Below are 14,343 nucleotides of genomic sequence, written 5' to 3' on the forward strand. Positions count from 1 at the left end.
CATCTTCATAACCTCAGTTTCTGAAGCCTAACATCGTATAGGAATTTAATAATCATGTGATCAATGACTTAGGTTGTTCACATTTTTTCTCATTCTATAAATATGTGATGCACGGGTTAGGTGCGTCAAATTTTCAGCATCGTATTTGATAAAAATTTAAGCAAGATAGGAATGTCTTAGCGCTTTATCAGATCCGTGGATAACGTGGAAAGATGTCGTGACAGAGCCAGCAAAAGACATTAATTCGATCTACTCTTCATATGACTTAACTCAGCATCAATATGTTGAGACGACAGAAAACGAGTCGTATCTCAATGTGAAAAGTAAATGGTTGGTTTTTCAATCTCAATCGACCAAAGACAGTGGCGTTGGGAGCAAAAACAAACAAGCAGGTATTGAAACGGAAGCGATATGAAGCGCCTTCTTTTTGTTAGCCTGAGAGGCGGATGTGGATCAACCACGGTAACCGCAAACTTGGCTCAAGCTTTAGTCAAAATTAACAAGCAGGTTCTTGCGATCGACGCAGTGCCTGAGAATCTGTTACGCCTTCATCTTGGCCTTCCTTATGAAGAGCAAGACGGTTGGGCAGCACGTGTGTTGTCTGGCGATGCTTGGGTAGAGGCCGGGTATCAAAGCCCGCAAGGCGCTCTGTTGCTACCATTTGGCGAATTGGATGCCGATCAAAAGGGTCAGTTCGCTCAATCTTATCAATACCTTCAAGCGCTTGGTCGCTCAACGTTGCAAGTCACAGATGCAGAGCAATGGCAGTTGTTCCACGGTGATATGTCTTACCTCATGACTCCAGAAATGAACGCGTTTCTTGAGTCGGTGGACATGGTGTTTGTGGTTATTAACGCTGATGCAATGAACTACGCAGCGTTACAAACGGCGCTTAGACACTCGTCTCAAATCAGCAACCTAGTCGAGTCTGGTAAGCTGCGTTACATTCTTAATCAATATCAGCCTGAGACTGAGATTGGTCGAGATTTCATGCTGGTGTTTAAGAAGGAACTTCAAGCGTCGTTAGTGCCTGTTCTCATGCACCGTGATACGGCATTGGCTGAATGCGCCGCCAATTTGACGACCGTTCAGCATTACTCTCCGACGAGCCAAGCAGCGAAAGATTACCAGTCTTTGGCATTTTGGTGCGTTTCTACGCTTGCTGCTGCAACTTCTCAGGGCTAATGCATGCGTAGCCTCAACCTTATCTTCCAAAGCTGGATAGTCGATCAATTTCAGTCGCACAAGCAGGCGTATGAGCAAGCTTGGGAGTGCAAAACCAATTGGTTGGGCAACATTGTGCTTTCTGTTTGGTTTTCATTGAGCTTTGTTTTCCTAAAACCTGTGATTTCTGGTGTTCCCTCTTGGAAGCTGCCTCTGGTCTATTTCCCACAAGTTAACTATGCCGCTCCTCGCTTGTTTGACCCGATTCGATTTGTTGTCCAGAGCGTTTGGTTACTGTGTTTTAAGCAAAGTGTGGCGTCCGCTTGGTCTCATCAAGCCAGTAGTGTCGTGATGCATCTTGCTGAGAAAATCCGCAATGCTTTCTACTTGCCGTTTGAGCTGGTGGCGAAAAGTGTTCGTTGGTTAGAAAAGGCCGCAAACCAAGTTAAAGATCCTGAAGTTCGTGAACGCATGAAAGCCAGCAAGTCTGCGATGGCCTTGAACTACGCATTGTTGTTCCTCGTTGTGTTGATCGCGTTGCTCTGTTTTACAGTGCCATTCGGTTACCAAGCGCAGACTGTATTTGTGCTGCTGTTGTGGGCGCTTGCCATGATGGTGCGACGTATGCCGGGGCGCTTTCCGACCATGTTGCTCATCATTCTTTCGGTGACAGCATCGTGTCGTTATCTCTGGTGGCGTTACTCATCAACCTTAAACTGGGACGATCCTATTGCACTGATCTTAGGGGGTATATTGCTTTTAGCAGAAACCTATTCTTGGATCGTGTTGATGCTGGGTTACTTCCAGAATATATGGCCGCTTAACCGTAAGCCAGTTTCGATGCCACAAGATCAATCGACTTGGCCAACTATCGACTTGATGATTCCGACTTACAACGAAGATCTCGATGTGGTTAAAGCGACGGTGTACGCAGCGATGGGGGTAGACTGGCCAAAAGAAAAGCTGAAAATTCACATTCTCGATGATGGTAAACGAGACAGCTTCCGTGACTTCGCAAAGAGTGTGGGGGTCAACTACATTCGCAGGCCAACTAACGAGCACGCCAAAGCCGGCAACATCAACTATGCGTTAAAGCAGACGGATGGTGAGTTTGTGGCGATCTTCGACTGTGACCACATTCCAACTCGAGCATTCTTCCAGCTCACCATGGGCATGTTCCTCAAAGATCCGAAGCTGGCGCTGATTCAAACTCCGCACCACTTTTTCTCTCCGGATCCGTTTGAACGTAACTTATCGAACTTCCGCAATGTGCCTAATGAAGGCAACTTGTTTTATGGCTTGATTCAAGATGGTAACGATTTATGGGACGCGACTTTCTTCTGTGGATCGTGCGCCATTTTACGCCGTGAGCCGCTTGAAGAAGTAGGTGGTATTGCAGTTGAAACCGTAACGGAAGACGCACATACGTCACTGCGCATGCACCGATTGGGCTATCGCTCTGCTTACCTTAAGCAGCCGATATCAGCGGGTTTAGCGACAGAAACCTTATCGGCACACGTAGGGCAACGTATTCGCTGGGCGAGGGGCATGGCGCAGATCTTCAGGGTCGACAACCCGCTCACCGGTAAAGGGCTGAAGTTGTCGCAGCGGCTTTGTTACGTCAATGCCATGCTGCATTTCTTATCCGGTATACCGCGTATTGTGTTTTTGATTGCACCTCTGGCGTTTTTGTTGCTGCACTCTTACGTCATTTACGCACCAGCATTGGCGATCATCCTGTACGTTTTGCCGCATATGATCCACGCCAGTATGACCAACTCACGCATGCAGGGTGACTATCGTTACTCCTTCTGGGGAGAAGTGTATGAAACCGTGCTTGCTTGGTACATCGCAAGACCAACCACCGTCGCTTTGTTTGCGCCTCATAAAGGGACATTCAATGTAACGGCGAAAGGGGGCTTAGTTGAAAAATCGCATTACGACTGGGTGATCTCTCGACCGTATTTGGTGCTCGTGGCACTGAATATTCTTGGTTTTGCCGTGGGCCTGTATCGAATGGGGTGGGGGCCCCAGGATGAGGTCGGCACTGTCATCGTGAACTTAGTATGGACGATGTACAACTTACTGATCTTAGGTGCAGCGGTCGCGGTTGCGGTAGAAGCGAAACAGGTACGAAAAGATCACCGCGTAGAGGTGGCAATTCCTGTTGCGGTGAGATTGCATTCTGGGCATTTGATTCAAGCTCAGATGAAAGACTTTTCATTGGGGGGCGTCCGCATAGAAATCGATGGCGTTGACGAACAAACTTGCCAGTACTTACTCGGTCAGTCACTCGAAGTGATTCTGAATCGTGGTGGACAAGAATTCGTGTTCCCGATGACGGTTGCCTATGCTCATAAAGGCATGTTCGGTATGCAACTCAATGAATTGTCGCATCAACAACAAATCCAATACGTCCAATGTACATTTGCACGAGCAGATACATGGGCGAAATGGCAACAAGGCTATCAAGCAGATAAGCCACTATCGAGTATGCAAGCCGTTCTACAAGTCGGCTTTAACGGATACAAGCGCTTGCTACAACACTGCCCGAAATTTGTCGTGGTCAGTGTGGATGCACTTTTATTTTGTATCGAATTTATTTGGTCACTTCGACCTCGCTATGTCCCAATCAGGACCACAAGTCATGCTAAATAATAAAAAACTAACAGCGTTGACGACGGCAATCACTCTGATGTGTATGTCGGGCAGTCTCGCGGCACAAGAAGTAAAACAGCAATTGTCGGAACCTCAAGCTCAGCAACAAGACACGGAAAATGCCACCGTCTTTAAGCGAGTCGTTCCATTTAGTCAATTGGGCTACAGCGGCTCAATTGCAATTCAGGGCAGTGAAGCGAACGCTTATGTTGGCTTTGGCTCTCGCCTTGATGAGGTGGTTTCAAAAGCCACGTTGTACTTTGATATTACGCCTTCGCCAGCATTACTTGCCTTGGTTTCACATGTCAAAGTGTACTTGAACAACGAGTTGATGGGCGTGGCGTCTATCGTTGATGGACAGCAGGGTAAAAAGCTCAGTCTTTCTATGCCATTGGATACGCGTTATTTCAGTAACTACAACCAAATTCGTTTTGAGCTGATTGGCAATACTCAAAAAGACTGTGCCAACCCGAATGATTCCAGTATTTGGGCCGAGATCAGCCAAAGCAGCCGCATTGAAATGTTTGTGCAAAAAACGCAGCTAGAAAGCGATTTGAGCTTATTGCCAGCGCCTTTCTTTGATGTTCGTGACTTTAGCCAACTCAATCTGCCTGTCGTAATGGGCGATAAATATGACTTAGACGAAGTGAAAGCCGCTGGTGTTTTGAGTTCCTACTTTGGCTCTTTAGCGGCTTGGCGCGGTGCGCAGTTTCCTCTGAGTTTCGACACTTTGCCAGAGCGCAACGCCGTGGTGTTTATCACTAACGACAACAAACCTGAATTCCTAAAAGACTTCCCAGATACGGATGGCCCGCGTGTACAGGTGATTACCCACCCAACCGACCCATACGTGAAGTTATTGCTGGTGATTGGTCGTGATAGTGCTGACCTAAACACCGCAGTACGTGGCTTGGCATTGGGTAACCAGATTCTTACCGGCCCCATTGCCAAGATCAACGAGGTGAAGCAAATCAAACCTCGCGTGCCTTACGATGCGCCAAACTGGGTGAGCACAGATCGACCGGTTGCGTTGTCTGAATTGGTTGAGCAAAAGAGCATGCTGCAGGTGGAAGGTCGCACGCCACCACCTATCAGCGTGAGCTTACGTTTGCCGCCAGATTTGTTTACTTGGCAGAGTCGTGGTATTCCAATGGATCTGAACTACCGTTACTCACCACCGACGGAAGACCATTCTGGTTCCCGCCTGACGCTGAGCATTAACGACCAGTTTATCGAAGCTTTTAACCTGACCACTGCTGGTCAAGGTGGCGACTCCAACCGCGTTCGTGTGCCATTGTTGGATGACAGCATTCTGAGCAGCGACGACCGTGTTCGTATTCCGGCATTCAAAGTGGGCAGCAAAAACCAGATCGATTTTGAATTTGGCTTTGCCTCTGTCACAGATGGTCAGTGTCAGGTCACTCAACCAAGCAAACAATATGCCGTGGTTGATGGCGACTCGACGATCGACTTTAGCGGTTTCCCGCACTACATCGAAATGCCGAACATGCGAGCGTTTGCAACATCTGGCTTCCCGTACACTCGTATGGCGGATCTGTCTGAAACCGCTGTTGTGGTGCCAAAAAACGCACCAAAGGAAGCCCTGCAAACCTTCTTGAATGTGATGGGCTCTTTGGGGGGCGATTCTGGTTACCCAGGCATCCAAGTGTTGTTGACCGATAAGTGGGATGCACAAGCGCTAAAAGACAAAGATATCTTGAGCATTGGTGTGGTGCGTTCATTAGAAGAAGCGGCGAACGACCCAGACCAAGTGAATCTGGTGGTTGAAGCAGGCGAGCGCCAAATTCGTCTACCGAGCAAGAATGAACAACAGCTTGGTATGAACTGGATGGACCCAAGCGATGCGAACCAAGTGCCAGCTGATTATGTTTCAGTGGAAGCAGGCGGCTCCTTTGCTACGATTTATGGTATGGAATCACCTTACACAAATAATCGCAGTTTAGTGTCTATCATGGCTGCTCATCCTACCGATTTTTCTATGGTTGATGAAGCTCTCGCGGATTCGGGCAAAGTGGAGCATATGTTTGGCTCTGTAGTGACGCTAAGAAACGATGAAGTCGCGAGCTATAACGTTGGTTCTCATTACTTTGTGGGTGAGCTGCCAGTGTGGCAATTAGTGTGGTTCCACTTCTCAAATCATCCAATCATCGTGGCATGCTTCGCTGCGTTATTGATGGTGATAGTGACTATTGTGCTTTGGCGTGTTCTGCGTCAGGTTGCTGCAAAACGTCTAGAGAAGACTGAGGAGGAAGAGGAATGAAAAAGTTGATTGCACTTATCATGCTACTGACTTCTCCTCAACTGTGGGCAAACACGTGTGACTGGCCACAATGGGACACATTCAAGTCGGTTTATATCGAACAAGGTCGAGTCGTGGATGGCAGCGATGAACGCATGATCACCACATCGGAAGGCCAGTCCTATGCGTTGTTTTTTGCTTTGGTTGCCAATGATCAAAAAGCGTTTGCCGAAGTATTAAACTGGACTCAAGTGCATTTAGCTGGTGGTGACCTTACGGCAAGATTGCCAGCTTGGTTATGGGGCCGAAAAGCGAACGGCAGTTTTGGTGTGTTAGATACCAATGCAGCATCGGATTCCGACCTTTGGATTGCTTACGCTTTAGTTGAAGCGGGTCGACTGTGGGATAACTATTACTACCAATCGCTTGGTCATCTGCTTGCTAGTCGTATTCTACGAGAAGAGGCTGTAACCATTGACGGTGTGGGCACCGTGTTACTGCCTGCACCAACAGGATTTGAGTTTGGTGATCGCTACCGTGTGAACCCGAGCTATGTGCCGTTACAGCTGATTGCCCGAATGGAAGCTCTGTATCCGCAGTATTCATGGGATGGCATGTATAAAGCAAGCGCGCAAATGCTAACGCAAACCATGCCAAAAGGTTTCAGCCCTGATTGGGCAACGCTCAGCCAAGGCCAGTACAGTGCCGATTCGGTGACTGGGCCAATTGGCAGTTACAACGCCATTCGTACGTACTTATGGTCGGGTATGCTTGATGACCAAGTCGCAGAAAAAGCTCAGCTGATTCAGCAAATGCAGCCCTTTGTCGCAGCGACTAAAGCGCTCGGTGCACCACCACGAGAAGTGAATACAGAAACGGGTGAGTACACTCAAGTTGGCAGTGCAGGATTTTCTGCCGCTGCTTTGCCTTTGTTGGCGGCATCTGGTGAGTCTGAGCTGCTCAAAGCACAAGCAAGCCGAGCGCAGCAAGAGCTTATCTCGGACAGAAATGACCACTACTACGACAATGTTTTGAGCTTGTTTGGCCTAGGCTGGCATCAGGCGCGCTACCGCTTTGGCAAACAAGGTGAACTGTTGCCTGCATGGAGCGAGCAATGCCAATAGCAAGACGTGCTTCGTGGTTGATCTCGCTGGCTATGATGGCGAGCGGGATTGCTCCTGTTTATGCACAAAGTTTTAACTCAAAGCCGCTTAGCAAAGCGCAGTTGGCCGCAGTGTACCAACCAGTTGAAACGGTTCAGTTCTCGACGTCTCTTGCTCGGGTAAATTCGGTGGAGTGGCTAGTTGAACAACTGAAACTGGCGGATGCAATAGGACGCGACGACATTGTTGAAAGTACGTTAGAGCGTTTGTTTGCCATTGAGGAAGGCAACCCGATTGGCTTGTATTATCAAGCCAATATGTACTTAAAGCGTAAGCAACCTGAGCTGGCGAAGCAGACGTTTCAACGTTTAACTACACAATCGCCAAATTCTCCACAAGCCAAAGACTTGGCTGCCATCATGTCTCTTCAAGGAAATAACAAAGGCGATTACCAACGAGCTAAGCTGCTGGCTAAATCTGGCCGTTACGAAGAAGCCATCCAAGCGTACAAAGTCATTTTTCCAAACGGCATGCCTTCTGCTGCATTGCAGTTAGAGTTTCTTCAGCTGCAAAGCAATCTAGATGGAAGTTGGCAGGCAGTAAAACAAGGTTTAGAGCGCTTAAATGCAGATTACCCAAGTGTGCCTCAGTTTCAACTCGCATTGGCGAATCATATCCGCAAAGAGAATCCTGCTGACCCATGGATTTTGGATACCTACAAAAAGCTCGCTTTAGCGCCAGTCATTGGCAGCAGTGCGGCGACATCTTGGTTGCGTGCTCTCGATCAACTGCCTATCTCAGAACAAGTGGTTCAACAATACGCGATTTTAGCGAGTTACTATCCATCAGATCTTGAGATACAACGAGCTAACCAAGGCGCGAAGAAGCGCTGGGAAACCGAGCAAGATCTGCGTAAGGACCCAACCTATCTTGCCAAATTGAAAGGTCTCAAACTGCTGGATGAAGACAAAACCTTGCAAGCTGAGAAGCAGTTGCGTTATGCGATGACGACGCGTCCGAACGACCCAGAAATATTGGGTGGTATGGGCAAGGTCTATCTGCGTAAAGGTCAGCAACAAAAGGCGCTTGAGTATTTTGAACGTGCACAGCAGTTAGATAAAGACCCGGATAGTGCCTCGAAATGGGCCACTCTGATTGAAACCTCGCAATATTGGGCTTATTTGGATCAAGGTGATGCACTGGCTGAGAAAGGGCAGTTTAAACAAGCTGAAAGCCTTTACCGTAAAGCCATTCAGTCTGATAACACACAGCCTTATGCCTTTACCTCTTTAGGGGCGCTTTACTTAGCACAAAAGAATTATGCTGCAGCAGATAGATCTTATATCCAAGCACTAAAACTGGAAGCGCTGAACGGATCTGCCTTACGTGGACGACTCGATGTTCGTATTGAGCAGCAGGACTGGACGGGCGCGGCTTCGCTTGCACAGCGTTTTTCTCCAGCACAAAAACAGGTGGTGTCTGAGAAAATCAATGGCATTCAATCTGAGATCATTCTGGCGAGATTGCGCATTGCGATAGCGAAAGATGACCAAGCAGGTATGCAATCTGCAGTGGAAGAATTGATTGAGCTAAAACCAACATCGCCTTGGTTGAGACTGGACATCGCCGATGTGGTTCACTCTATGGGTGATAAACGTCGTGCCGACAGGCTGATGTCTGAATGGGCGACGAACAGCACTGATCCGGAAATGAAGTTTGCGTATGCCTTGTATCTCGCTCAAGAATTTAAAGTCGATGCGGCGATTTCTGAGTTAGAAAGTGTGCCGAAACGCGACGTTACCCCGGCCATGGAGCGTAACCTCACACGCTTAAAGCTCAATGCTGATTTACAAGATCTACCCGCGCGTTATCAGGCCTCACCAAAGGCTGTCACTACCATGTTGACCTCGCTTGAGTCGCAATATGCTGGGCAAGTTCAACCTCTAGCAAGGCTTGTAAGTGCTTGGGTAGAGATTGAAAAGGTCGATGAAGCGCAGCGCATTTATCAAAGCATTCGCCCCTCAAGCAAATGGAATACCGACGAAAAACTCGCTTACGGCAGTATGATGGTGAGCTTGAATCAGTTTGACGATTTCGACCAATGGTACGAAGGCTTGGCGTTGAGTAAAGACCAGCAAGCAGTCAGTGCCTCTGAAGCGCTGCAATTTGATGAACTCAAAACACGTCGTACTTTAGCGCAAGCGGATTTGTTACTCGCGAATCAACAACCAGAGCGAGCAATGGCTTTGTATGAACGTATCTCCTCAAAACCTGAACCATTCAAGACAGAAGCTCAGGTAGGGTTGTTGCAAGCCAGCGCACAGAGTGGGGATGAGGCAACCTATCACGACTTGCATCTGATCTTGAATAAGAAGCGTGACACGCTGAATGCTGCTCAGCTGATGACGGTTGCTTCGGTATTCAACCAACTTGGTTACCGCAATGATGCGAACATCCTGAACCGCTTGCTCGATGATACACAAGACGCTGATGCTCTGGCGTATCGAAACAGCATGTCTATTGCGATGGACAATCAGCAATGGACGTTAGCGGAAGAGCGCGGACGTCAGGCTCTGAATAGTGATCGAATTGAAAAAAGTGCAAAACCAGATGAAGCAAGTCTAGAGACGCTTACTTTGCGTGAGTTGTATGACACAGCGGATGACTACTGGCTAACGCGCAATGTTAAGTCGGACATCGATACGCTCCATGATCGCAGTGATGGTCATGTACTTATTGGTTGGGATTACAGTGCGCGTGATGGGCGTAACTCATCCAACCAAGTGCCAATCGAAGCGCGTATTCCGATTGAATCACTCGATGGGCATCTGCTGTTGAGAGCGGATTACGTATCTATCGATTCGGGTGAGTTAGATTACTACGAGAAGGATCCTAAAAACTTCCCAACCACAACAACGGTTCAAAATGATGCATCGGGTATGGCACTTGGTGTGGGTTGGCAAGCCAAAGATTGGCAAGTGGATATCGGCACTACACCGATTGGTTTTGACCATACCACTTGGGTAGGCGGGATCAGTGTGGATGGTGATCTCGGGGATTTCGGATGGACAGCAGAAGCGTCTCGCCGACCTGAAACCAGCAGCACACTTTCTTACGCTGGAATGACAGTGCCGAGTGGAACCAGTGATCCTCAAGGCAAAAAATGGGGTGGTGTAGTTCGAACAGGCGTTAAGCTCAATTCGAGCTGGGATATAGGTGGCCCTTACGGTTTTTGGAGCAGCCTGCAATACCATGCACTGACGGGTGAAAACGTTGAAGACAACACTCGCCTCGGCGTGCTTGGTGGGGCTTACTACAAATTGATCGCAACGGATGATCAGCGCCTGAGCATTGGCACTAACTTGATGTACCTCGACTATGACAAGAACTTGGGTGAATACACACTTGGTCATGGTGGCTACTACAGCCCGCAAAGTTATTTCTCTGTGTCATTGCCAGTCAACTATTACGGTCGCTACGACAGCACATGGTCGTATCAATTGAGTGCTTCCATTTCTAACTCATGGACAGAAGAAGATGCGCCTTATTTATCTTCTAGTGATAGTTCTGAGCGCGGTGGCGGTTTTGGTGCTTCGCTGCAAGCCGCCGTTGAGAAGCGAGTGAGTAAACGTTGGTATATCGGTGCGCTGGTGGATCTACAGCGTTCAGAGTTTTATACGCCAAACCATTTCATGCTGTACGGAAAATACACCTTCAATGACCGCTGGCAGCCGATTGAATACCCACCTGCGGTACCTACGCTGTACAGTGATTTTTAGTACCAAACTCTCTCGTGACGGGTGTTTTAGGAATGGTAGAAACAACAAAGGCCGGAGTTTTCCGGCCTTTTCTATTTGAGCTGTCCTGCTTTAAATCGATTCGCTTAGTACAAAATCGAGTAAAGTTGACGGCGGTACTTACTTGCCAGCGCATTGCCTTGGCCAAGTGCGCTCAAGATATCCATAAAGACTTTCTTCACTTCACCATCTTGTGCGCCTAGGTTGGTCTTAAGAATGTTCCAAAGCAGCTCTAACGCTTCTTCATCGCGACCTACTTGGTTGTACTGAACCGCAAGTTCACACGCCAATTCAATGTTATCAGGGTTTGCTGCTAGTTCTTGTTCAAGACGTTGAAGCTCTGGGCTTTCTGCTGCTTGAAGATGCAGGTCTAACTTCGCGATCAAACCTTTGTAGTAGTTGTCTTGATATTCCAGCGGAATCGCGCTTAACAGCGTTTGTGCCAATTCAAACTGTTTGGTTTCTAGCAAGCAATCTGCCATCGCCAGTTTCACGTCGCCACGGTTTTGAAGCTCTTCCGATAGCGTTTGTAGAATCGCTAATGCTTGAGCGTGCTCACCTTGTTGAAGCAATTCACTTGCTTGCTTCAACTGCATCTCATCTTGGCTTGGTAGATGCTTTTGCAGCATTGCTGTAATCGCATCAATAGGCTGAGGACCACCCATACCATCGACGGCTTGGCCGTTCATGAATAATGCGATGGTTGGTAGCACTTGCACGCCAAATTGAGAAGCAAGAGCAGGTTGCTGTTCACAGTTCAATAGAGCAAGGGTAAATGCGCCGTTGTATTGCTGAGTCAGCATTTGTAGATCAGGAATCACTTGTGCGCTTTCTGGTTGAGCGCTCGCCCAAAAGTGGATCAATACAGGCGTGTTCATTGACCCTTCAAGCGTTTCACGGAAGTTTTGTTCTGTTAACTCAACGATAAATGGGGATTGCATCAGAGTATCCTTGCTTTTTGTTTCTTGTCGTTGATTGTAGATATGGAGTTGATATTTGGGAAATTCAAGCGATAGAAAGGAAAAACGCTGCCGAAGCAGCGTATTCCTGATAGCAAGCGAAAGTGCTATTAAATTTGGCTAGTCCAGCACGCTTTAGAAAGTCTTGTTAGACGTTATAGTGGTGTGCTGGGTGTGGTATCAAAATAGGATGAACATGGTCAACACTACACCCACACTAAGCCAGTTAAGCTGATTTAATGTCATTATTGTCTCGCGAAAATACAAAACAGAAAGGGTGGCGATACCAAATCTAAAGTGAGTATCCACATCGCGTTCAGGCACGATGGATGAAGATACTAACCTAGAAATTGATTCGAACATTGAGGCTTTCTTAACCTACATGCTCATAATGACATCACATTGTTACGGTAAAATTACATCGTGATAAAAATTTTTTATGCTGCTTGTCGCAAAATCTTATCAAGAATACGAGTTGGTAACAGGCGCTTCAATACCGCAAAAACTTTGGTCGGTGTGGTGATTCGGTAACGGATTTTGGGTTTATCACTGGTGAGTGCGTGAAGTACCGGCTGAATACAAGACTCAGCTGGAAGGACAAATTTGTTGTTCGACTTGTCGTTATCCAAACGCTGCTTTTGTCCTTCGTAAGCCGCTCTGTGGGCACTGTTTTCCACATCAATCCACTGCTCAAAAGCTTTTAAGGCATTTTGTCTAAACTGGGTTTCTATTGGGCCGGGTTCGATCAGTGCAACTTTGATGTTGGTGTCCATCAATTCCAAACGTAGCGTGTCTGTCCAGCCTTCAAGAGCGAACTTAGAGGCGTTATAGGCACCACGATATTTCATCGCCGCAAACCCTAGCACAGAGCTGTTTTGGATGATTCTTCCTTCACCCTGTTTGCGCATGTGTGGCAACACTTCTCTTACGAGTTGGTGCCAGCCAAAAAAGTTGGTCTGAAATTGTGCTTGAAGTGCTTCTGTCGGTAGATCTTCTAATGCGCCAGGTTGTCCGTAAGCGCCATTGTTAAACACGGCATAGAGTGTCCCCTCGGCCAGTTCCAGAGCTGTTGAAACTCCAGCAGAAATACTTTGAGGATCATTAAGATCTAACTGAATGCAGATTAAGCCTTCACTGGTTAAGCGTTGAACGTCTTGCTCGTTGCGACACGAGGCAATAACGTGAAAGCCCTCTTTTTGTAAAGCGTGGGCACACACGTAACCGATGCCTGTAGAGCATCCGGTGATTAAAACTGACTTTTTCATAGTAAGGGGCTCACTGGGAGGTAGTGAGCCTTATGATTCAACAACTTCTGTCTTGAAGCAAGTTCTTGAGTGCGGGTTCAACTCTTGAGTAGCTGAACTTGAAACCGAGCTCGGTCAGTTTCTTAGGCTTAGCGCGAATGCTATCAAACAGTAAGCACGATGACTCTCCCATCGCCATGTTCATCACCCATTTAGGAGTAAACAGGATATGCGGTCGCTTGAGGGTTTTCGCCAGTGTACCGCTAAAGATTCGGTTGCTGACAGGGTGGGGGGCGCACAAGTTGAACTCACCATGAGCATGTGGGGTCTCAAGTAGGTACATGATAGCGCGAACCATATCCAGAATATGAATCCAAGGCATGTACTGTTTACCGCTTCCCATCGGCCCACCTACACCTAGTTTGTAGGGCATCAGCATTTTTGCCAACGCACCTCCATTTTGACCGAGGACAACACCAGTACGAATTAAACACACTCGTGTTTGTTCAGATTCTGCACGCTTGGCAATTTGCTCCCAACGAGCACACACAGAATGAGCGAAAGCATCGCTATTCACGTGTAAGCACTCATCAAACGGGTGGTCTTGCTGGTCACCGTAATAGCCAACCGCAGAGCCGCTAATAAATACCATTGGTGGCTCGGTACTGGCGTGAATCAATTCAACGATCCGCTCGGTCACTTTCCACCGACTGTTACAAATGACCTCTTTCTGTTCCTTGCTCCAGCGTTTATCTGCAATCGGTTCGCCGGCAAGGTTAATCACCGCATCGACGTCATTGAGATCTTCAATCGAATCAAGGGAGTCGAGGTATTCTATATTACCGACATCAGCATGCTGTAGGCGTTGCTTCGCCTGCTCTGGGGTGCGAGTAAGCAGCATGACTTGATGCGTGGTAAGCAGTTTAAGTAACTCAGAGCCAATAAAGCCTGTACCACCGGTCAGTAATATCTTCATGTTATCCCTTTGATTGTAAAACTATTCAAACATTATAGTCGTTAACGGCCTAGCATGATCATTTCAATGACTTGCGTTGTCGATTTTATTATTAGTTCCTAAGCAGTTAGAAGCGTTTTGTTGTGAAGCGATATGAAGCTCACAATTTGAATAAATGTAACAAGATGTTATTAATCATCGAG

At 47.5% G+C, this 14,343-nt stretch carries 9 protein-coding genes; 6 read left to right on the top strand and 3 right to left on the bottom strand.

All coding sequences use genetic code 11. The features are described from left to right. Positions 1-217 precede the first annotated feature (217 nt). Genes VJL_RS09730 through VJL_RS09755 form a run of 6 tightly spaced genes read left to right on the top strand, consistent with a single transcriptional unit; the run spans position 218 to position 10,964 of the window. A complete protein-coding gene (locus VJL_RS09730) occupies positions 218-415 on the top strand; it encodes a hypothetical protein (RefSeq protein WP_038877545.1) in 198 nt (65 codons plus the stop codon). After that, entirely contained in the window at positions 412-1,185 is a 774-nt protein-coding gene (gene bcsQ, locus VJL_RS09735) for a cellulose biosynthesis protein BcsQ (protein WP_050568833.1), read from the top strand. Before VJL_RS09730 ends, bcsQ begins: the two co-directional genes overlap by 4 nt. 3 nt (positions 1,186-1,188) lie before the next feature. Beyond that, positions 1,189-3,822 (top strand): UDP-forming cellulose synthase catalytic subunit, encoded by a 2,634-nt coding sequence (gene bcsA, locus VJL_RS09740; protein WP_038877547.1) that lies wholly within the window; start codon positions 1,189-1,191, stop codon positions 3,820-3,822. Next, positions 3,812-6,103, top strand: coding sequence for a cellulose biosynthesis cyclic di-GMP-binding regulatory protein BcsB (bcsB, locus tag VJL_RS09745; protein WP_038877548.1), 2,292 nt, complete (start codon positions 3,812-3,814; stop codon positions 6,101-6,103). The genes bcsA and bcsB overlap by 11 nt, the downstream gene beginning before the upstream one ends. After that, a complete protein-coding gene (bcsZ, locus tag VJL_RS09750) occupies positions 6,100-7,206 on the top strand; it encodes a cellulose synthase complex periplasmic endoglucanase BcsZ (protein WP_038877550.1) in 1,107 nt (368 codons plus the stop codon). The genes bcsB and bcsZ overlap by 4 nt, the downstream gene beginning before the upstream one ends. After that, positions 7,197-10,964, top strand: coding sequence for a cellulose synthase subunit BcsC-related outer membrane protein (locus tag VJL_RS09755; RefSeq protein ID WP_038877551.1), 3,768 nt, complete (start codon positions 7,197-7,199; stop codon positions 10,962-10,964). Before bcsZ ends, VJL_RS09755 begins: the two co-directional genes overlap by 10 nt. A 104-nt stretch (positions 10,965-11,068) precedes the next feature. On the opposite strand, the gene VJL_RS09760 is transcribed toward VJL_RS09755, so the two are convergent. The 3 genes from VJL_RS09760 to VJL_RS09770 all read right to left on the bottom strand — a co-directional run bounded on the left by VJL_RS09760 (position 11,069) and on the right by VJL_RS09770 (position 14,161). Further along, entirely contained in the window at positions 11,069-11,923 is an 855-nt protein-coding gene (locus VJL_RS09760) for a thioredoxin family protein (protein ID WP_038877553.1), read from the bottom strand. Positions 11,924-12,378: 455 nt separating this feature from the next. Continuing rightward, positions 12,379-13,206, bottom strand: coding sequence for an SDR family oxidoreductase (locus VJL_RS09765; protein WP_038865729.1), 828 nt, complete (start codon positions 13,204-13,206; stop codon positions 12,379-12,381). 37 nt (positions 13,207-13,243) lie between these two features. Then, positions 13,244-14,161, bottom strand: coding sequence for a TIGR01777 family oxidoreductase (locus VJL_RS09770; RefSeq protein WP_038877555.1), 918 nt, complete (start codon positions 14,159-14,161; stop codon positions 13,244-13,246). Positions 14,162-14,343: the final 182 nt, after the last annotated feature.

The organism is Vibrio jasicida CAIM 1864 = LMG 25398 (assembly GCF_000400365.1).
GTDB lineage: Bacteria > Pseudomonadota > Gammaproteobacteria > Enterobacterales > Vibrionaceae > Vibrio > Vibrio jasicida.

Bases quoted from the DNA above. Each gene is read 5' to 3' on its own strand.
- bcsZ (WP_038877550.1), top strand. From the start codon at position 6,100: ATGAAAAAGTTGATTGCACTTATCATGCTACTGACTTCTCCTCAACTG.
- VJL_RS09755 (WP_038877551.1), top strand. From the start codon at position 7,197: ATGCCAATAGCAAGACGTGCTTCGTGGTTGATCTCGCTGGCTATGATG.
- bcsA (WP_038877547.1), top strand. From the start codon at position 1,189: ATGCGTAGCCTCAACCTTATCTTCCAAAGCTGGATAGTCGATCAATTT.
- VJL_RS09760 (WP_038877553.1), bottom strand. From the start codon at position 11,923: ATGCAATCCCCATTTATCGTTGAGTTAACAGAACAAAACTTCCGTGAA.
- bcsB (WP_038877548.1), top strand. From the start codon at position 3,812: ATGCTAAATAATAAAAAACTAACAGCGTTGACGACGGCAATCACTCTG.
- VJL_RS09770 (WP_038877555.1), bottom strand. From the start codon at position 14,161: ATGAAGATATTACTGACCGGTGGTACAGGCTTTATTGGCTCTGAGTTA.
- VJL_RS09765 (WP_038865729.1), bottom strand. From the start codon at position 13,206: ATGAAAAAGTCAGTTTTAATCACCGGATGCTCTACAGGCATCGGTTAC.
- bcsQ (WP_050568833.1), top strand. From the start codon at position 412: ATGAAGCGCCTTCTTTTTGTTAGCCTGAGAGGCGGATGTGGATCAACC.